The following is a 17,613-nucleotide window of genomic DNA, read 5'->3' on the forward strand; positions in this document are numbered from 1 at the left end:
CGAGCCTCGGGAGTGCTATCAATTTGGTCGTCACGTCCTGGCGAGAACTGTCGATCTTACTCTCGAGCGGCGCGTCGTTCTGCATCGAGTGCGTCACGCAGGAGCGTCGCGACTGCCTCGACGGCGACGACGAGGACCAGGATCACCAGGATTGCTGCCATCACGCGCGTGTAATTCCTCGCGTTGAACGCCATGATCAGCGGGTAGCCGATCCCACCAGCGCCGACGATTCCGAGCACCGAACTCTTCCGGGCGTTCAATTCGAGGTAAAACAACGTCCAGGCGACGTAGGCGGTCGTCACCTGCGGGAGTCGCGCCGCCCACGTCGTCTCGAGGAGGCCGGCTCCGGTCGACGTAACGGCTTCGACGGGACGGGGATCGATCTCCTCCATCTCGTCGGCGAACAGCCGCCCGAGGTCGCCGATCGTCCCCATAGCGATCGCGAGGACGCCGGCCACCGGTCCCAGCCCGGCGAGGATCACGAACAGCAGGGCGTAGACCATACTCGGGACCGCCCGGATAGCTCCCAGTAGCAGGCGAAGCGGCCCGTGAACCGGTCGCGGTGTCACGTTACCCGCGGCGAGGACGCCGAGGCAGAACGCCAGTGGCAATCCGATCGCCGTCCCGACAGTCGCGATGGCGAGCGTTTCGATCGCTGCCCAGCCGAGCGCCGGCCCGTCGGCCTGAAACTCCGCGAGCAGTTCCGACGGGACGAGCATCTCCTCGAGCAGGACGGACTGCAAGTTCCCGCGATGGTCCCAGAGGTATCCGAGGTCGAAGCCGAGCCAGCTGGCCGTGTAGACGACCGTTGCGACGATGCCGGCGCCGACGACGAACCGTCCGAACTGTCTGCGGCGCCACCGCTGCTGGACGCGCTCGAGTTCGTACTCGACGTCGGGGTTGGTGACGTCGTCTGCGTCGGTTCGCTCGGGTGGACTGTCCGATCGGTCGGTCGCCTGCTCGGGATCAGCCATCGTCGTACACCTCGAGAATGCGGTCCTCGTCGACGTCGCCAGCCGGCGCGTCGAGGACGAGACGGCCGCGCTCGAGTCCGAGGTACCGATCGGCGACGGGCCGGGCGAGCGTGGGCTGATGGAGACTGACGAGTCCGACCAGCGACTCCTCCCTGACGACCTCGGCGAGCAACTCGAGGACGGTGCGACCGGTCTCGGGGTCGAGCGAGGCGACGGGTTCGTCCGCCAGCAGGACCCGCGGTTCCTGCTGGAGGGCGCGGGCGATGCCCACGCGCTGCTTTTCGCCGCCGGAGAGGTCGCCAACCCGGCGGTCGGCGTAGCCACCGAGCCCGACCGCGTGGAAGCGTTCGATGGCCTGCCGTTTGGCGTCTGTCGCGTGCCACCCGAGCAGTTCACGCCAGGCCGGCTCCCGGCCGAGCCCGCCGTCGAGGACGTTCTCGAGGGCTGACTTGCGCTCGAGGAGTGCACCCTCCTGGAAGACCAGCGCGACGTCGGTCGAGTCCAGTGGCCCATCGTCGAGGGTGATAGTCCCGCGGTCGGGTCCCTCGAGGCCGTCGAGACAGCGAAGCAGCGTGGTCTTGCCGGCGCCGGATCGGCCGACGAGCACCGTCAGTTCGCCGGCCTCGAGGGTCACGGAGAGGGAACTGACCGCCCGGGTGTCTCCGTAGCGTTTCTCGAGGTCGGTGACGGTGAGCATCGTGTCGTGAGGAGTACGTAATCGGTCAGCGGTCAGGTCGCCCAGCCGCCCTGTCGAGTCGGACTCGAGGACAGGGGATGGTCAGTCCTCGGATTCGGCGTCGTCGAGCGTGTCGATATCGACGCCCATCTCGATCGCGATTTCGCGCGTCTGGTCGTAGAGGTCCGGGTCGAATTCCCCGTACTCGTCGACGCGGTGGTCCTCGAGGTTCTCCGCGGGCGTGTCCTGCAGTCGCTCGGCCAGCGCCTCACGGACGTCCTCGGGGGTGTCCGGGGTCGCGACGACGACGTCGAACGGGATCGGGTCGCTTTCGGCGACGACCTCGAGGTCTGCGTCGGTCTCGTCGTCGTCCGGGTGCTGGAAGTCGCCGTAGGCGGCGGCCGCCACGTGCCCCTGTTCGACCGCAGTCAGGGCGTTTCCGTGGCCGCCGGCCCACTCGACGTCGACGTCTTCGGCGTCGCTTTCGACGTCCCCCGCATCGATTCCCGCCTCGCGAAGCGTGTACTGCGGGAAGATGCCCCCGCTGGCCGAGAGCGGGTCGACGAGTGCGATCGTCTCGCCCTCGAGGTCTGCGAGCGATTCGATGCCGGTCTCCGCGCGGGTCACGATGTAGGTCCGGTAGGAGTCGCTGCCGTGGGACCAGTTGACCGCGAGCGGGTGGACGCCGTCTTCCTGGGCGAGCGCGAAGATCATCGGCGAGAGATTCCCGAGTTCGCTGTGGCCCTGGACGACGCTCTCGACGGCCGCCGCGTAACTGGTCGTCTCCTGTCCTGTCACCTCGTCGACACCATCGAAGCCGTCCTCGAGCCACTCGAACGTGCCAGCGTACTGCGTCTGCAGTTCCTCGAGGTCCTGAAACGGCGGCAGCGCGAACTCGATCTCTCCGCCGGACCACGCACCGACCGAATCGTCGGTGTCAGCGTCGGACTCCGCCCCTGCGTCGCCGCTGCCCTCGGTATTGCTTCCGTCTCCATCGTCGCCGTTGCCACCGAGACAGCCAGCCCCAGCCGCGAGCAGGGCACTTCCGGCACCACCGAGGTAGGTTCGTCTATCCATGCCCGCCTCTCTGAACCACCGGTAGATAACACTCACGAATATGGGGCGTGTAAACGCCGTGCAGTCCTCGATATCCATCATCTGGTAACTGTACGTCAGCCGCCGACAGCGACGGCTCACTCCGGCCGAAACGTGATCGTCGCAGTCCGATCGGCGACCGCCCGCGTCTCTTCGATCGACTCGAGTTCGCTGTCGACTTCCTCGGGCGTCCACTTCAGCAATTCCGCGGTCCGTTCGGCGCTCATGTCGAACCAGCCGTACAGGACGAGGACGCGCATCTCGCGCTCGGTAAACAGCGTCTGCTCCCGGAGCACCTCGAGGAGGTCGCCGAGGTCGACCTCCTCGAACCCGTTGGCGAATCGACGGTAGAGTCGATCCTTGACCGCCGAGAGGTGAATCTTGCCTTCCTCTTCGTAGAGACCGACGTCGACGACCGTGATGAACTCACTCGGGAACGTTCCGAACCGAGGTTCGGTCCCGGTGAGGTACCCGAACGTTCGAGCCGGTCGGTCGATCGGCGTCGCTGTCGCTCCGTACTGCAGCCACACCTCACCGGTTCCGCTCACCCACCACCACCGAGAGTTACGGTGCACTCTCGCTCGTCCCCCCCAGGGACCCGGTGACCGACCATGTGAAGTGAAGCCATGACACCCTGAATTGGAACAACCGCGACATAAATCTGGCTGTGAAATACTCACCGTTGATACCGAACGCCGGTCGTCGGCACGTACGAGCGGCAGCTGAATGGGGAGTGGGGTATCGATCACGACTCGAGGAGCCGACGAAACGCCGCGTACGAATCCGACGGAATGGACCCACGAACCACCAGCCAGAATCGCTCCGGTAACACACGGGTGGAACGTTCACGGAAGGTATTTCATGGTCGCCGGTCGGACTCCTGTGTATGAGAGACGCATACCTCGTCGGTGCGGGACAGTCGGCCTACGGGGCCTTTCCAGAGGAGAGCTACCGGTCGCTGTTCCAGACCGCGTTCGAAGAAGCGACCGAGAGCGTTCCGAACGGTCTCGAGGCGAGCGAGATCGACGAGGCCGTCATCGGAACCCTCGGCGTCGGTGGCCGACAACTCGGCCTGTCCGGCCCGGCTGTAACCGAATACGTCGGTCTCGACGGCGTTCCCTGCACCCGGGTCGAGAACGCCTGTGCGGCGAGTGGATTCGCGGTCAGACAGGCGGTCCAGGCCGTCAAGTCCGGGATGGCTGACGTCGTCCTCGCTGGCGGCTTCGAGATCATGACCGACATGAGCTCCGACGCCACGAAGTACTGGCTCGGCGTCTCCGGGGAGACCGAGTGGGAGCGCCTCTCGGGCACCACGTTCTCCGGCGTCTACGCCCAGATGGCCTCCGTCCACATGGAGAAGTACGGCACCACGCGCGAACAGCTCTCACGCGTCGCCGTGAAGAACCACGCCAACGGCGCGAAGAACCCCCACGCCCAGCTCGGGTTCGAGTGCTCGCTCGAGGACGCCCAGTCCGCACCGGTCGTCGCAGATCCGCTCAACCTCTATCACTGCTGTCCGACCTCCGACGGCGCGGCGTGTGCCCTGATCGTCAGCGAGGACGTCGTCGACGAGTACACCGACGACCCGATTCGCGTCGCCGGCGTCGGTGCCGGTAGCGACACCGTCGGGCTCTTCGAGCGCGATTCCTACACGGGCGTGCCGGCGAGCCAGCGTGCCGGCGAGACGGCCTACGAGATGGCCGACCTCGAGCCCGGAGACCTCGACTTCGCGGAGGTTCACGACTGTTTCGCCATCGCCGAACTGCTGGCGTACGAGGACCTCGGCTTCTGTGAGGAGGGCGAGGCCGGGCCGTTCATCGAGTCCGGGGCGACCGAACTCGGCGGCGAGTTGCCGGTCAACACCTCTGGTGGCCTCAAATCGAAGGGGCACCCAATCGGCGCGACCGGTGCCGGGCAGGTCGTCGAGGCGTACAAGCAGCTCTCCGGGAAGGCCGGCGACCGACAGGTCGACGACCCCGTCCGGGGGCTCACCCACAACGTCGGCGGGAGTGGTGGTGCTGCCGTCGTGCACATCTTCGAGCGCGAGGAGCACAGCTCCTCGAAATCCTCGAGCGCACGTGGTGCGCGAGAGCGCGAATCGGAGGTGAGCGCCTGATGGTCGCGATCACCGCCGCGGGCGCGTACGCTCCCCGATTCCGGATCACCGCGGAAGCGTTCACCGAAGCATGGGGCCAGTTCCAGGCCGCCGGCGTCTCCGAGAAGGCCGTCCCAGCTGCCGACGAGGATACCCTGACGATGGCCGCCGAGGCCGCCGCCCGCACGCTCGAGGCCGCCGACTGTAACCCCGCAGACGTCGACTGGCTCGGCATTGCCTCGACGCGACTGCCCGACGCCGAGACGGACCCGACAGTGCGCCTCGGTGCAATGGTCGGCCTCGCCGACGACGCCAGCCGACAGACGTTCACCGGAAGCACTCGCGCCGGCACGCGCGCCCTCTGGGCAGGTGCCGACGCCGTCGACGCCGGCTCGCAGCTTGCCCTCGTTGTCGCGACCGACGCACCGAAAGGCGACCCGGACGATGCCATCGACCACGCCGCCGGCGCCGGTGCAGCGGCGTTCCTGCTCGAGGCCGACGGCCCAGCGTCGCTCGTCGACCGCGCCGAATACGCCGCGCCGTATCCCGGAACCCGCTTCCGGACCACTGGTGAGGAGGCAACGCAGGGACTCGGCGTCACCCAGTACGACCGTCAGGCGTTCACCGAGACGATCGGCGGTGCCGTCTCCGGCCTCGAGGTCGACCCGGACCCCGAAGCGGCGGCGATCCAGGCCCCGGATGGCAAACTCCCCTACCGTGCAGCGGGTGCGGCTGGCGTCGACACCGGCGCTATCCAGGCTGTGGCGACGGTCCACGACCTCGGCGACCTCGGGGCGGCGAGCGTCCCGGTCTCGCTCGTGACCGCACTCGCCGACGGCTACGAATCGATCCTCGCGGTCTCCCACGGGAGCGGGGCCGGTGCGGACGCCCTCGTCGTTTCCGGCGACGGCGACGTGCCCGTCGAGAGCGACCTCGAGGGCGGCGACACGCTCAGCTACGCCGAGTACCTGCGCCAGCGCGGCGTCGTCACCACCGGCCCGCCCTCGGGAGGCGGCGCGTACGTCAGCGTCCCCTCGTGGCGACGGTCGATCCCCCAGCGCTACCGCCTCGAGGCGGGTCGCTGCCCCGAGTGTGGCTCGCTCGCGTTCCCGCCGGAGGGCGCCTGCGGCGACTGTACCGCACTCGTCGAGTACGAACCGGTCGAACTCGCCGGCGAGGGGACTATCGAGGCCGTCACCACCATCTCCCAGGGCGGTGCGCCACCGGAGTTCGCCGAGCAGCAAGGCCAGTCCGGCGACTACGCGGCCGTCGTGGTCGCACTCGAGACGGAGGACGGCACTGAGACGGTGAGCATCCCCGCGATGGGCACCGACGCCGATCCCTCGGCCTTCACCGTCGGCGACCGGATCGAGACGACGATCCGCCGGATCTACACCCAGGAGGGCGTCACGCGCTACGGGTTCAAGGTCAGACCCGCCGAGTGAGGTTTCAGAGTCAAATTCGTTCGTTTTGCCGCGCTATCGACGTCGCGTTCACCGGTTGCCTCCGAAACGCGAACGTCGTTATCGCAGCACTCATTGTCGGGAGTATGACCTTCTACGACCGGGCCGACGAACTCGAGTCAGTCGAGACGATGAACTGATCCGAAGTCTGGGCCTTGATCCGGCGAAGACGCCGCGTGGGGTGGCGTGGCCGGAAGAACATCAATCACCCGTCAGCGCCTCGCTCGCTGGCGAGAACTCGAGGGGGGTCCCACGTCCCTCCTCCGTGGCCCGTTCGTAGAGCATGTACGCGGCAGCGACTGTCTCGATCCCAGTGCCCCCGCTGTCGAAGACGGTGATCTCGTCGTCGCGCGTGCGACCGGGCACGTCGCCCACGACGATTTCGCCGAGTTCGGCGTGGACGTCGTCTTCGGTGACGACGCCGGCCTCGAGCGCCCCGAGGAACTCCCCCGAGTCGAACGTCGCGCGCTCGCGGAGGTCCGGGACGTAGGTGCCGCGTTCGATGGTTCGCGCGTCGAGTTCACGGGCGTCAGTCGAGTACTGGCCCATCGCCGTCACGTGCGTTCCCGGCTCGAGGTCGTCGCCGTCGAACACCGGCTCGCTGGCGCGCGTGGCCGTGATCACGACGTCTGCTCCCGTTATGGCGGCCACACTGGAGCCGACCGCCTCGACGTCGGCCGCGAGCGCGTCCTCGAAGTCGGCCGCAAATTCCTCGCGATTCTCCGGTGTCGGTGAGTAGACGCGGACGGACTCGAGGTCCCGGACGGTGGCCGTCGCCCGGAGTTGACCGCGGGCCTGGGCGCCGCTGCCGATCACCGCGACGGTGTCGGCGTCCGCGCGTGCGAGTTCGTCGACGGCGACAGCGCCGGCAGCGCCGGTCTTGTGGGGGTTCATGCTCGCGCCGTCGAGGATGGCGAGCAGTCGACCGCTCTCGGCGTCGAACAGCGGCGTCACGAACCAGGCGTCGCTGTCCCCGAATCCGGCGGCGTACATGTACCCACCCATCGCACCGGTGTCGGGGAGGATTGCCGCGTAGCTCGTGAGCATTCCCGGCGGCTCCTCGCGGAAGAATTTCGACCGCGGCTGGGCAGGGGCACCCGAACCCCGCTGGCGATACCCGTCGCGGACGGCGTCGACGTAGTCGACAGGCGTTGCGAGGTCGGCGACGTCGGCGCTCGAGAGTGACAGGACGTCGGTCATACGTGATGCTAGCCCACCACGCAGGTAAAACGCCCGCTGGCAGCAATCGGGGCGGCGAAAACCGTCGAACGAAACGAAAACCGCAGAACGGGTGAGTGACTGGAGTTAGTCCGCGTTCATCGGTGGTCGAGCCGACTGGGTGTCGTCGCCGACCTCGGCCGGCGCGTTGACGAACATCGCGTGGCCGATGATCGCCATCGCGACGAGCGCACCGATGGGTACCGCTGCGGTCAACGAGATGCCGACCAGCGCGAGGGCAGCGGTTACTCCCAGCAATGCGACGGGAATGAGGCCAAGAACGATGTCGTAGTACCCAGTCATAGTCAGTTTCTAGTACGTTTTTTGTCCACTTAAAAGTTTCCCCATAATTGGTCCATACTGAATCTCTCTGAGACACGTATTTGCCCTCGTGGCTTCACACAGGTTACCCATAAGTTATGAGAATTATACCGAATCTCGAGACGGTCAAACCCGGGCGCAGGGAGTCTCGGGCATTGATCTGTGACCGGTCGACAAATTCGTGATACTGATCCCGGATTTATATGCTGGTGGACGTGTGTTGGGTATTAGCACGGTTGCTCGAGAGCGAGGGCAAGCCTGCGCTGGCGCTGGTACGCGCTCGAAATTCCTATCACCCCTCGGGGCAAGGGCAGCGTATGAGCAGCGACGAGCCGTTCGATTACGGCAAAGACGAGAGCCTCCAGAGCCACGAGGTGACACAGGGCGCAGAGAAAGCTCCTCACCGGGCGATGTTCCGGGCGATGGGTTTCGACGACGACGATCTTTCCTCGCCGATGATCGGGGTCGCGAACCCGGCCGCAGATATCACGCCGTGTAACGTCCATCTGGACGAGGTCGCCGAATCGGCACTCGAGGGCGTCGACGAAGCAGGCGGGATGCCGATCGAGTTCGGGACGATCACGATCTCCGACGCGATTTCGATGGGGACCGAGGGGATGAAAGCGTCGCTCATCTCTCGTGAAGTGATCGCAGACTCCGTCGAACTCGTCGCCTTCGGCGAGCGGATGGACGGCCTCGTCACGATCGGCGGCTGTGACAAGAACATGCCCGGGATGATGATGGCCGCTATTCGGACGGACCTCCCCTCTGTGTTTCTCTACGGCGGCTCGATCATGCCTGGCGAGCACGACGGTCGCGAGGTCACCATCCAGAACGTCTTCGAGGGCGTCGGCGCCGTCGCCGACGGCGAGATGGCCCCCGAGGAACTCGACGAGATGGAGCGCCACGCCTGTCCGGGCGCGGGCTCCTGTGGCGGTATGTTCACCGCCAACACGATGTCTTCCATTTCGGAGGCACTCGGCTTCGCCCCGCTCGGCTCGGCCTCTCCACCCGCCGAAGCCGACGACCGTTACGAGATCGCCCGCGAGAGTGGCGAACTCGCCGTCGATGCCGTCGAGCGCGGTTTCCGTCCCTCTGACTTTCTCTCTCGAGAATCCTTCGAAAACGCCATCGCGCTCCAGGTCGCCGTCGGCGGTTCGACCAACGCCGTGCTCCACCTGCTGGCGATGGCCGCCGAGGCCGGCGTCGACCTCGAGATCGAGGAGTTCAACGATATCAGCGCGCGCACGCCCAAGATCGCCGACCTCCAGCCCGGCGGCGAGAAGGTGATGAACGACCTCCACGAGATCGGCGGCGTCCCGGTCGTCCTCCGTGAACTGCTCGAGGCCGACCTCCTCCACGGCGACGCACTCACCGTCACTGGCGAGACGATGGCCGAGGCCATCGAGCGGGTCGACCCGCCACGCGTCTCGGATATCGATGCCGAGTTCCTGCACAGCGTCGACGAGCCGATCCACGAGCGCGGTGCTATCCGCATCCTGACCGGCAACCTTGCCCCCGAGGGTGCGGTGATCAAGATCACCGGCGACGACCACCTCCGTCACGAGGGCCCGGTCCGTATCTTCGAGGACGAAGAGAGCGCGATGGCCTACGTTCAGGATGGAAACGTCGAGACGGGCGACGTCATCGGCATCCGCAACGAGGGTCCACGTGGAGGCCCCGGAATGCGCGAGATGCTCGGGGTCACCTCCGCAGTCGCCGGCCAGGGCCACGCCGAAGACGTCGCGCTCTTTACCGACGGCCGATTCTCCGGGGCAACCCGGGGATTCTCGATCGGCCACGTCGCCCCCGAGGCCTACGTCGGCGGCCCGATCGCCGCCCTCGAGGACGGCGACACCGTGACGATCGACATCGACGAACTCGAACTCTCGGTCGACCTCACCGACGACGAGATCGAAGAACGGCTCGCCGATCACGATCCCGAACCCACCTACGACGCCGGCGTCCTGGCGAAGTACGGACAGGCGTTCGACTCGGCGTCCAACGGCGCGGTGACGAACCCGGCGGCCAAGCAGGACTAGCAGCTGCACCAGATCCCTTACGATTTCCTGCATCGGCTTTTCTACTGGCTCCCACCGAGTACCGTCAGGATGCATCGATACTGTCTCGAGTGTGAGTGGGAGCTTTCGACTGCCGACGGGTACTCGGAACGAGAGGTCTCAGAGCGGGCGATCGAGCACTTCGTGGAAACCGGTCACGACGTCGATACGCTTCGCCCGCCGCCACCTCTCGGCATCCGACTGGAGAACTGACGGCTAGCCGCGATCCGTCGATACCGTCACAGAACGAAAGTCAACCGCAGACTCGAGTCAGTCGTTAGAACGGCGGCGAGTTGGGAATCTCGCTGTCGAAGTCGCCTCTGGGGACGACACCGATACCGTGGAAGTCGGGAATGTGCGTGTCTTCGTCGTCGATGTCCGCCTCGGAGTAGTCGTCGATCGGATCCGGTTCGACGACGTCGACGATTTCGCGGTCCTCGACGGAGAGGACGGAGAAGCCGGGCGTGACGCCAGTCGCAGCGTGTGGGTCGCCAGACTGCGGGTCGGGACCACGCAGCGTGACGAACATGTACTCGCCGTCCGGCGAGGTCCACATGATGTCGGGAGCGTCTCGCTCGTCTGGGTCGTCACTCTGGTCTGGGCCGTAGGCGTCGATCTCTGCGACGACCTCGTCAGTCTCGGGATCGACGATGACGCCGTCGTTGGTCTCACGGTTGAGTACCCACAGTTCCTCGCCATCGGGAGTGAACCAGAAGCCGTGGGCGTCGATGCCCTCGGTGCTCTCGCCGTCGACGAGTACCTCGTCTGCGGCAGTGTCGTAGACGTAGTAGTCGCCGACGCCCTCTTCGCCCTCGTCGGGGTCGGACGGGAGCCCGGCCGTGAGGTAGAACTTGTCCTCGGTCGGGTGAGGCATCGTGCCACAGTTGGTCGGGAGTTCGTCGCCGGAGTACGCACGGTCGACGGTGAACTCGTCGTGGTCGACGATCACGAGCGCGCCGTCGTGGTAGCTCGGACCGAGCGTGTGCAGCGAACGGCCCTGTGAGTCGTACTGGTGGCAGATCGGTGACCCGGACTCGATACCTGCCTCGACGACGGTCTCGTCTGCGAGCACCTCGATGTAGTCGACCTCCTCGAACTCCTCGTTCTCGAGGTCGGCGTCGAGTCGGACGATCTTCCCGTCGCCGATGACGTCGACGTGGATGTACTCGTCGTCGGGAGAGAACGCGGCCATGTGCGAGCCGGGGCCGGTCTCGATGTTGCCGACGAGTTCGTAGTCTTCGGTCCGGAAGACGAGCGTACGTGCACCGCCCGTGCAGGCGATGGCGGCGTACTCGTAGTCCGAACTGTAATCGATCATGTGTGGGGTGACGCCCTCGTCCGGAACGCCGTCGAGTTCGTTCACGTCGATCTCTGCGAGGTGCTCGAACTCGTCGTCACCCTCACCGGGCTCGTAGATGTGAACGTTGTCTCGACCCTGATCGAGCGCCCAGATCTCGTACTGGGACGGCTCGGGTTCGGTCTCGTCGGGGTCGTCGTCGACGTCGTCTGTGCCGTCGTCCTGATCGTCCGTTCCCGGATCGGGATCTGGATCTTCCTCACCACCAGCACAGCCGGCGATCGCGATGGCCCCAGCTGTTACACCTCCCGCAAGGAACGTCCGTCGGGTTGGATCCGTCTGCATACCGAATGGGTCCGTACTACGCACTCAAAAGTTTGCGGGTTTCAGGCCGTCTCGCTGGCAAATTTCGGGTTTTAGGGTAGTTAGGGGCAAGCGTTGCCAGTGGTTTTCGAGAATCGAACCAGCTATCGGTGATGTGACCGTTCTGCTCCCATCACGACCCCATCACCATCACAGATAGGTGCAATATTCTCCGATTTCTACGTCCCAATCTGCGCCACCTATCATAATAACTACCTTTGGTGGGCGAAACCGGCCCGAGTCCGCGTCTCCCAGACGGTACTGTTCGGTTCGATGGCTGGAGGCCGGATCGGCTTCTGGGTGGCAGTGCGCCCCTGAAAACGACATCGAATCCCGTCGTCCGTACCGTCGGGAAGCTGACTCACCCGCGCCGCTCGAGGATGCGATCGACGATGTGTCTGGTCGAGAGCAACTCGTCCGTTGCGGCGGGTTCGCGGCCGCTCGCGCGTCTGACTTCGCAGTCGATTCCGCGGGCCTCGAGTTCGGCCGCGATGGCCTCGTCGTCGTGGTGCTGGTCGTGGCCGAGCGCGATAACGTCCGGATCGATCTCCTCGATCGGCGCGAAGATGTCGGTCTCGTGGCCGACGACCGCCTCGTCGACGGCCTCGAGTGCGGCGACGACGTCCCGGCGCTGGGTCGCCGGACAGATCGGTTTCTCCTTGTGGTCGACGTTCGATCGGCGCGCGACGATCACGACCAGTTCGTCGCCCATCGCGGCTGCCTCCTCGAGGTAGTGGACGTGGCCCGGGTGGAGGATGTCGAAGGTTCCCTGTGCGATGACCGTCCGCGTCACGGCGACCACCTCGCCAGTTCCGGCGTAGCGTCGAACGTGGGTCGATGCTCGAGCTGGTTGTCGGCGTCGGTTCCGTCCGGTCGTCGCCTGCGCTGGGTCACTCCTTTCGTCATCTGCCTAACTCCTCGTCGATGTCCTCCTGGGTGAAATCGAAGAACTCCTCGGTATCCGGAAGCTCGACGTCGAGGACGTTCAGGTTCGTCGGTTTACCTTCCGAATCGAACGCTCGCCAGTCGCGTCGACGGTAGGGCGCCCCGATGATGATGTGGACGCTGCCCCTGCCGAACGTGCCGAGGTCCGCGCTGCTTGGCTCGATCACGCCGTTCGGATGGGAGTGAACGCTGCCGAGGGCGTTGACGTCGTTCGGAATCTGGCTCGTCCGCACGGTCGCGCTGACGCTGTTGACCTCCGTTCCGGGGACGACGAGCACGTCCGTGATGACGAGGCCGTCTTGCTCGAGCCCCAGTCGGCTCGCCTCGGTGCCCCGGAGAAATCCCATGTACTCGTTCGGGTGGGTCGCCTCCGAGGACTCCAGTGCGAACTCGAGGGTCTCCTCGGCGATGCCGAGGATCTCGTTCGAGCGAAACAGCGCGTCGAGCAGCCCCATACCACCTCGTCGGGGCTTGCGGTTGCTAAACGTTCCGATCAGGTCCAGCCATGGGCGTGGTTGGTCGACTCGGTCATCCTGCCCGAGACAGGGCTGGAGCGGTGCAGTTCGGCATCTGGGCGCGCTCGAGTCGTGTGGGGGCACGACGTGTGAGCGCGCGAACGCCTTGACAAGGGTTATACGCGGGGATCACCAAGCGGAAAGCAAGATGACAGCTGAGTCTGCCGGAGATACCGGCACCGACGACGGGGATTCCGTCGTCTACGATCTCGACCCCGACTGCACCACAGACGATCTCGAGCGAGGACAACCGTACCTCGCGGAGATCAACGGCATCGTCGACTACGGCGTCTTCGTCGACCTCTCGGATGACGTCTCCGGACTCGTCCACGAGTCCGTCCTCGAGGGCACCTTCCGGGTCGGCGACGAACTCGTCGTCGAACTCGAGGCGGTCCGTGATAACGGCGACCTCGCGTTCGAACCCGCCGAAATCGACGTCGACGACGAGTACGACGTCGAATCGATCTCTCACGAGTACTCTCTGACCGGGACCAACCGACTGAAGTCCAACGTCGGCGACCAGATCCACCTCGAAGGCGAGGTCGTTCAGGTCAAACAGACCGCCGGCCCGACCATCTTCCACATCGCGGACGAACACGGCGTCGTCCCGTGTGCTGCCTTCGAGGAAGCCGGCGTTCGCGCGTACCCCGGAACCGACGTCGGCGACGTCGTCCGCGTCACCGGGACGCCCGAACACCGGGAGGAGACCCTCCAGATCGAGGTCGACGGGCTCTCGACGCTCGAAGGCGAGACCGCCGAGGAGGCGCGGGAACGTATCCAGCAGGCGATCGACGAGCGCGCCGAACCACACGACGTCGAGCCGCTGATCGACTGGCCCGCATTCGAGAAGCTCCGACCCAGCCTGCGCGAGGTCGCCAAACTGCTCCGTCGGACCGTCCTCGAGGGCCGCCCCATCCGGGTGCGCCACCACGCCGACGGCGACGGCATGTGCGCCGCCGTTCCGGTCCAGATCGCCCTCGAGCGCTTCATCGAGGAGGTCCACGAGGACGACCACGCGCCCCGCCACCTCGTCCGTCGGCTCCCCGCGAAGGCACCGTTCTACGAGATGGAAGACGCCACCCGCGACCTCAACTTCGCACTCGAGGACCGGGAGAAACACGGCCAGCAGCTTCCCCTCCTGCTCATGCTCGACAACGGGTCGACCGAGGAGGACGTCCCTGCCTACGAGACGCTGGCCCACTACGACATCCCAATCGCGGTCGTCGACCACCACCACCCCGACCCCGACGCCGTCGAGGACCTCCTCGACGCCCACGTCAACCCGTACCTCCACGACGAGGACTACCGCATCACGACGGGAATGCTCTGTGTCGAACTCGCGCGGATGATCTACCCCGACCTCACCGACGAACTTCGGCACGTCCCCGCCGTCGCCGGCCTTTCGGACCGCTCGAAAGCCGACGCGATGGACGACTACCTCGAACTCGCCGCCGAGGAAGGGTTCGACGAGGAACGCCTGCAGGACGTCAGCGAGGCGCTCGACTACGCCGCCTTCTGGCTGCGCTACAACTCCGGCGACCAGCTAATTCAGGAACTGCTCCGGATCGACGCCGATGACGACGAGCGCCACGAAGAACTCGTTGCTTTCCTCGCCGAGCGATCCCGTGAGGAAGTCGACGACCAGCTCGAGGCCGCGATGGCTCACCTGGAGCACGAGGACCTGGACAACGGCGCACACCTCTATCGGATCGACGTCGAGAACTACGCCCACCGATTCACCTACCCTGCACCGGGCAAAACGACCGGCGAGATCCACGACCGCAAGATCGAGGACACGGGCGACCCGGTCATCACGGTCGGCTACGGCCCCGACTTCGCCGTCCTCCGCAGTGACGGCGTCCGGCTGGACATCCCACGGATGGTCTCCGAACTCGAAGAAGAGATCCCCGGTGGCGGCGTCTCCGGCGGCGGTCACCTCGTCGTCGGCTCGATCAAGTTCGTCAAAGGAAAGCGCGAGGAGGTCATCGACGCCCTCGTCGAGAAGATGGCCGACGCCGAGATCGACGAGGCGCTCTCGAGTGCCGCGCCGATCGACGACGACTGATCGCCGACGGTCGTTCCGTCGAAAAATTGTTTTCTGTTGACTGCTCAGTCGGCACCGTGACGCGGCGTATGGCCACAGCCCGGACACTCGAGTGAGCCGTGGCGGACGGTCAGCGTCTGTTCGCAGGCTGGACAGCGGTACTGAAGGTCGGTCGAAGACTGACTGATTGCCATATCGAGACGAATCCGCTCGAGTGCAATAAGCGGCCCTATAATATAGACTCGATTATATATGTGCGCTAGAATCCCTATTAATTCGGACGGGCGCTGGCCGACCAGTCAGAACTGGTACCGGCGTTCGTCGTCCATCGACGGGTACTGGTTCGCGCCCGTCATCTCGTCGTAGGTCATCCCCGACAGGTACTCGTCGTAGGTGACGTCGAAGCCCGACCGCAGGTGGAAATCGAGCGTTCCCGTCTCGACGTTCGCCTGGAAGAGCGTGTGGACCGCGCGCCTGACGAGTTCGTCGGTCGACTCCGGCTCGAGTGCGCTCTCGAGCAACGCGAGTTCGTTCCTGGTCTGTCTGTCGAGCGAGACGGCGAGTTCGTCGTCGAACGCCCTGTAGGCGGTTTCGATCTCGTCGGTCAACTCCTCGAGGCTCATGGCTTCCAGCAAGGGGGCCGACCGGTTAGGCCTTTCGCGGTGAGTCCGTCGCCGTGGTCCGGTTCGAGCCTATCGTGGGTCGGCGCGCTCCGGTTCGAGGTGGCCGTCGACGGCCCGTCGCACGCGCTCGAGGACGGCGAGATTGTCGCTTGGCCGACCGACACTGACCGCGTCGGCGCCGTACTCGACGTACTCGCGGACGGTGTCGTCGTCACGGACGCCGTTGTTGGCGATCACGAACAGGTCACAGGCTGCCGTGACCTCGGCGATCACCGACTCCGAGTCCATCGCGTCGACGTGGACGAAGGATGCACCGGCGGTCTCGAGTCCGCGCACGGTCGTCGCGAGGTCGACTCCGGGAACCTCCGCTCGAACCTTGACACCGACGAGGCAACCGGTCTGGGCGGCAGCGTCGACGAAGCGCTCGAGGCGGTCGGTGTCGGCCAGCAGCGTCTCTCCACAGCCGACCGCACAGAGTTCCTCCTGGCGGCAGTGGGCGTTGAGCTCGAGCAGCGCGCCCCGGTCGCGACAGACGCGTGCGGCCTCGACGATCGGCTCCGGCGTCGTCGACCGGACGTTGACTGCGGGCTGAATGGGCACGTCAGCGAGGGCAGCCAGCTGATCGTCGACGAACGCGATCGGGTCCGGTGGCAGAAACTCCGAGCGGTCCCGCGCAACCAGTTCGCGAGCGGCTGCTCTCGAGTCGTCGTCCAGTGCGATGCCGCCGAGGAAGGCCGCACCGGCGTACTCTGCGCCCGTTCGGGCCCAGTCGGCGTCGGCCTCGCCGCTGAGACTGGCGAGAGCGAGCCGCGGTGCGAACGGGAGTGAAGGCATCGGCAGCTTCGAAGGTCGCCGGTCAGTTCACCGTTTCGATCGCGTCTTCGACCGCCTCGACGACACGCCGTGCGTCCTCGGGCGAGTCGATCCGGATGTCCGTGTGGACCGTCGGACGGTCGAACTCGGTGTCGTCGCCGTCGTCGATGACGAACGCGTCGGCGAAGGGATAGGCAGTCGTCAGTCCTGCCGTACTGGGATCGGCGTCCACTGCCTCCATCAGGTCGCCGGCCGGCCCGGAGAACGCCTCGTCGCCGAGGAACGGCGAGACGGCGACGACGGTCGTCTCCATCAGCGCCTGCGCGACGCCCGGCAGTGACAGCATGGGGCCGATACTCGTCACCGGGTTCGAGGGGCCGATGACGACGGTATCCGACAGGGCCTCGAGCACGCCGGGAGCAGGTTCGGCGCTCGAGGACCCCCTGAACTCGACGGTCTCGACGGCGGGGTCGCCGCCGCGGCCGACCCAGTACTCCTGGAAGTGCATCATCCCCTCGTCCGTGTGGACGAGGCTGGCGACGGGGTCGTCGCTCATCGGCAGGAGGTCGACCTCGAGGCCGAAGGCGGTCGCGAGCCGTTCGGTCGTCTCGCTCAGCGTGTGGCCCTGATCGAGGAGGCTCGTCCTGGTGATGTGGACCGCCCGGTCGCGGTCGCCGATGGTCATGAACTCGGCGACGCCCGAGAACCGCCGCCAGTTCGCGAGTTCTCGCCCGCCCGTCTGCCGGTCGTCCGGGAGGTACTGCGGTCCGTCGGGGAGATCAGCCGCCGACGCGAGATCCATCAGCGCCGCGTTCGTGCGATGGGTGTCGCCGTCGATGCCCCACCAGGTCTCACGGTCGAGCACGCCTCCGCCCTGAAAGAGTAACGTGTCGACGTCCGGGGAGACGAACAGCCCACCGAGTTCGATGTCGTCACCCGTGTTCGCCACGATCGTGGTCTCCTCCGGCGAGAACGCCGTGCCAGCACCGTCCAGCAGTTTCGGAGTCCCGGTCCCACCCGAGAGGAAGGTTACCATACGCTACTCTCTCGAGCCAAGGTACTTAATGACTATCGGCTTCCTGTCGCAGCAAAGTCACGACGAGGGGATGCG

At 65.9% G+C, this 17,613-nt stretch carries 17 protein-coding genes; 4 read left to right on the top strand and 13 right to left on the bottom strand.

All coding sequences use genetic code 11. The annotated features are described in order from the left end of the window. Positions 1 to 56 precede the first annotated feature (56 nt). From phnE to B1756_RS01525, 4 genes are all read right to left on the bottom strand, one after another. Entirely contained in the window at positions 57 to 974 is a 918-nt protein-coding gene (phnE, locus tag B1756_RS01510) for a phosphonate ABC transporter, permease protein PhnE (RefSeq protein WP_086886948.1), read from the bottom strand. Beyond that, positions 967 to 1,671 carry a phosphonate ABC transporter ATP-binding protein gene (locus tag B1756_RS01515; protein ID WP_086886949.1) on the bottom strand — a complete coding sequence of 235 codons (705 nt, stop codon included), beginning with the start codon at positions 1,669 to 1,671 and terminating at the stop codon, positions 967 to 969. The genes phnE and B1756_RS01515 overlap by 8 nt, the downstream gene beginning before the upstream one ends. Positions 1,672 to 1,752: 81 nt before the next feature. Then, entirely contained in the window at positions 1,753 to 2,727 is a 975-nt protein-coding gene (locus B1756_RS01520; RefSeq protein ID WP_086886950.1) for a PhnD/SsuA/transferrin family substrate-binding protein, read from the bottom strand. A 116-nt stretch (positions 2,728 to 2,843) separates the two neighbouring features. Next, positions 2,844 to 3,293, bottom strand: coding sequence for a hypothetical protein (locus B1756_RS01525; RefSeq protein WP_086886951.1), 450 nt, complete (start codon positions 3,291 to 3,293; stop codon positions 2,844 to 2,846). Between the two features lie 338 nt (positions 3,294 to 3,631). Here B1756_RS01525 and B1756_RS01530 point away from each other — a divergent pair, with 338 nt between their 5' ends. Next, positions 3,632 to 4,861, top strand: a complete 1,230-nt coding sequence (locus tag B1756_RS01530) for a thiolase domain-containing protein (RefSeq protein WP_086886952.1) — start codon at positions 3,632 to 3,634, stop codon at positions 4,859 to 4,861. Then, positions 4,861 to 6,285 (top strand): zinc ribbon domain-containing protein, encoded by a 1,425-nt coding sequence (locus B1756_RS01535; RefSeq protein ID WP_086886953.1) that lies wholly within the window; start codon positions 4,861 to 4,863, stop codon positions 6,283 to 6,285. The genes B1756_RS01530 and B1756_RS01535 overlap by 1 nt, the downstream gene beginning before the upstream one ends. A 219-nt stretch (positions 6,286 to 6,504) precedes the next feature. On the opposite strand, the gene B1756_RS01540 is transcribed toward B1756_RS01535, so the two are convergent. Together B1756_RS01540 and B1756_RS01545 are read right to left on the bottom strand one after the other, a co-directional pair. After that, complete coding sequence (locus tag B1756_RS01540) at positions 6,505 to 7,503, bottom strand: ornithine cyclodeaminase family protein (RefSeq protein WP_086886954.1); 999 nt, start codon at positions 7,501 to 7,503, stop codon at positions 6,505 to 6,507. A gap of 105 nt (positions 7,504 to 7,608) precedes the next feature. Next, complete coding sequence (locus tag B1756_RS01545) at positions 7,609 to 7,824, bottom strand: DUF8015 family protein (RefSeq protein ID WP_086886955.1); 216 nt, start codon at positions 7,822 to 7,824, stop codon at positions 7,609 to 7,611. A gap of 335 nt (positions 7,825 to 8,159) precedes the next feature. On the opposite strand from B1756_RS01545, the gene ilvD reads away from it, so the two are divergent. Beyond that, positions 8,160 to 9,884, top strand: coding sequence for a dihydroxy-acid dehydratase (gene ilvD, locus B1756_RS01550; RefSeq protein ID WP_086886956.1), 1,725 nt, complete (start codon positions 8,160 to 8,162; stop codon positions 9,882 to 9,884). A 295-nt stretch (positions 9,885 to 10,179) separates the two neighbouring features. Here the strand turns inward: ilvD and B1756_RS01555 are convergent, their stop codons facing one another. The 3 genes from B1756_RS01555 to B1756_RS01565 form a co-directional block, all read right to left on the bottom strand. Continuing rightward, on the bottom strand, positions 10,180 to 11,544 hold the full coding sequence (locus B1756_RS01555; protein WP_086886957.1) for a YncE family protein: 1,365 nt from the start codon (positions 11,542 to 11,544) through the stop codon (positions 10,180 to 10,182). 379 nt (positions 11,545 to 11,923) lie between these two features. Continuing rightward, positions 11,924 to 12,355, bottom strand: a complete 432-nt coding sequence (locus B1756_RS01560; protein ID WP_086889988.1) for an FAD synthase family protein — start codon at positions 12,353 to 12,355, stop codon at positions 11,924 to 11,926. Positions 12,356 to 12,464: 109 nt separating this feature from the next. After that, the gene (locus tag B1756_RS01565; RefSeq protein ID WP_086886958.1) at positions 12,465 to 12,962 is read right to left on the bottom strand and encodes a Mov34/MPN/PAD-1 family protein; all 498 of its coding nucleotides are present in this window, start codon (positions 12,960 to 12,962) and stop codon (positions 12,465 to 12,467) included. A gap of 208 nt (positions 12,963 to 13,170) precedes the next feature. On the opposite strand from B1756_RS01565, the gene han reads away from it, so the two are divergent. Beyond that, positions 13,171 to 15,087: a Hef-associated nuclease gene (han, locus tag B1756_RS01570; RefSeq protein ID WP_086886959.1), complete on the top strand. Its 1,917-nt coding sequence runs from the start codon at positions 13,171 to 13,173 to the stop codon at positions 15,085 to 15,087. 44 nt (positions 15,088 to 15,131) lie between these two features. On the opposite strand, the gene B1756_RS20005 is transcribed toward han, so the two are convergent. The 4 genes from B1756_RS20005 to cofD all read right to left on the bottom strand — a co-directional run bounded on the left by B1756_RS20005 (position 15,132) and on the right by cofD (position 17,538). Continuing rightward, positions 15,132 to 15,260, bottom strand: a complete 129-nt coding sequence (locus B1756_RS20005) for a hypothetical protein (RefSeq protein WP_267128217.1) — start codon at positions 15,258 to 15,260, stop codon at positions 15,132 to 15,134. A 105-nt stretch (positions 15,261 to 15,365) separates the two neighbouring features. Further along, positions 15,366 to 15,689: a ribbon-helix-helix protein gene (locus tag B1756_RS01575; protein ID WP_086886960.1), complete on the bottom strand. Its 324-nt coding sequence runs from the start codon at positions 15,687 to 15,689 to the stop codon at positions 15,366 to 15,368. Positions 15,690 to 15,758: 69 nt separating this feature from the next. Beyond that, the gene (locus tag B1756_RS01580) at positions 15,759 to 16,523 is read right to left on the bottom strand and encodes a tRNA-dihydrouridine synthase (protein ID WP_086886961.1); all 765 of its coding nucleotides are present in this window, start codon (positions 16,521 to 16,523) and stop codon (positions 15,759 to 15,761) included. A gap of 22 nt (positions 16,524 to 16,545) precedes the next feature. Beyond that, a complete protein-coding gene (gene cofD / locus B1756_RS01585; protein ID WP_086886962.1) occupies positions 16,546 to 17,538 on the bottom strand; it encodes a 2-phospho-L-lactate transferase in 993 nt (330 codons plus the stop codon). Positions 17,539 to 17,613 lie beyond the last annotated feature (75 nt).

The sequence above is a fragment of the Natrarchaeobaculum aegyptiacum genome (genome assembly GCF_002156705.1).
Taxonomy (GTDB): Archaea; Halobacteriota; Halobacteria; order Halobacteriales; family Natrialbaceae; genus Natrarchaeobaculum; species Natrarchaeobaculum aegyptiacum.

Bases quoted from the DNA above. Each gene is read 5' to 3' on its own strand.
- phnE (WP_086886948.1), bottom strand. From the start codon at position 974: ATGGCTGATCCCGAGCAGGCGACCGACCGATCGGACAGTCCACCCGAG.
- B1756_RS01515 (WP_086886949.1), bottom strand. From the start codon at position 1,671: ATGCTCACCGTCACCGACCTCGAGAAACGCTACGGAGACACCCGGGCG.
- B1756_RS01520 (WP_086886950.1), bottom strand. From the start codon at position 2,727: ATGGATAGACGAACCTACCTCGGTGGTGCCGGAAGTGCCCTGCTCGCG.
- B1756_RS01565 (WP_086886958.1), bottom strand. From the start codon at position 12,962: ATGGGGCTGCTCGACGCGCTGTTTCGCTCGAACGAGATCCTCGGCATC.
- cofD (WP_086886962.1), bottom strand. From the start codon at position 17,538: ATGGTAACCTTCCTCTCGGGTGGGACCGGGACTCCGAAACTGCTGGAC.
- B1756_RS01540 (WP_086886954.1), bottom strand. From the start codon at position 7,503: ATGACCGACGTCCTGTCACTCTCGAGCGCCGACGTCGCCGACCTCGCA.
- B1756_RS01535 (WP_086886953.1), top strand. From the start codon at position 4,861: ATGGTCGCGATCACCGCCGCGGGCGCGTACGCTCCCCGATTCCGGATC.
- B1756_RS20005 (WP_267128217.1), bottom strand. From the start codon at position 15,260: ATGGCAATCAGTCAGTCTTCGACCGACCTTCAGTACCGCTGTCCAGCC.
- ilvD (WP_086886956.1), top strand. From the start codon at position 8,160: ATGAGCAGCGACGAGCCGTTCGATTACGGCAAAGACGAGAGCCTCCAG.
- B1756_RS01580 (WP_086886961.1), bottom strand. From the start codon at position 16,523: ATGCCTTCACTCCCGTTCGCACCGCGGCTCGCTCTCGCCAGTCTCAGC.
- B1756_RS01530 (WP_086886952.1), top strand. From the start codon at position 3,632: ATGAGAGACGCATACCTCGTCGGTGCGGGACAGTCGGCCTACGGGGCC.
- B1756_RS01575 (WP_086886960.1), bottom strand. From the start codon at position 15,689: ATGAGCCTCGAGGAGTTGACCGACGAGATCGAAACCGCCTACAGGGCG.
- B1756_RS01545 (WP_086886955.1), bottom strand. From the start codon at position 7,824: ATGACTGGGTACTACGACATCGTTCTTGGCCTCATTCCCGTCGCATTG.
- han (WP_086886959.1), top strand. From the start codon at position 13,171: ATGACAGCTGAGTCTGCCGGAGATACCGGCACCGACGACGGGGATTCC.
- B1756_RS01555 (WP_086886957.1), bottom strand. From the start codon at position 11,544: ATGCAGACGGATCCAACCCGACGGACGTTCCTTGCGGGAGGTGTAACA.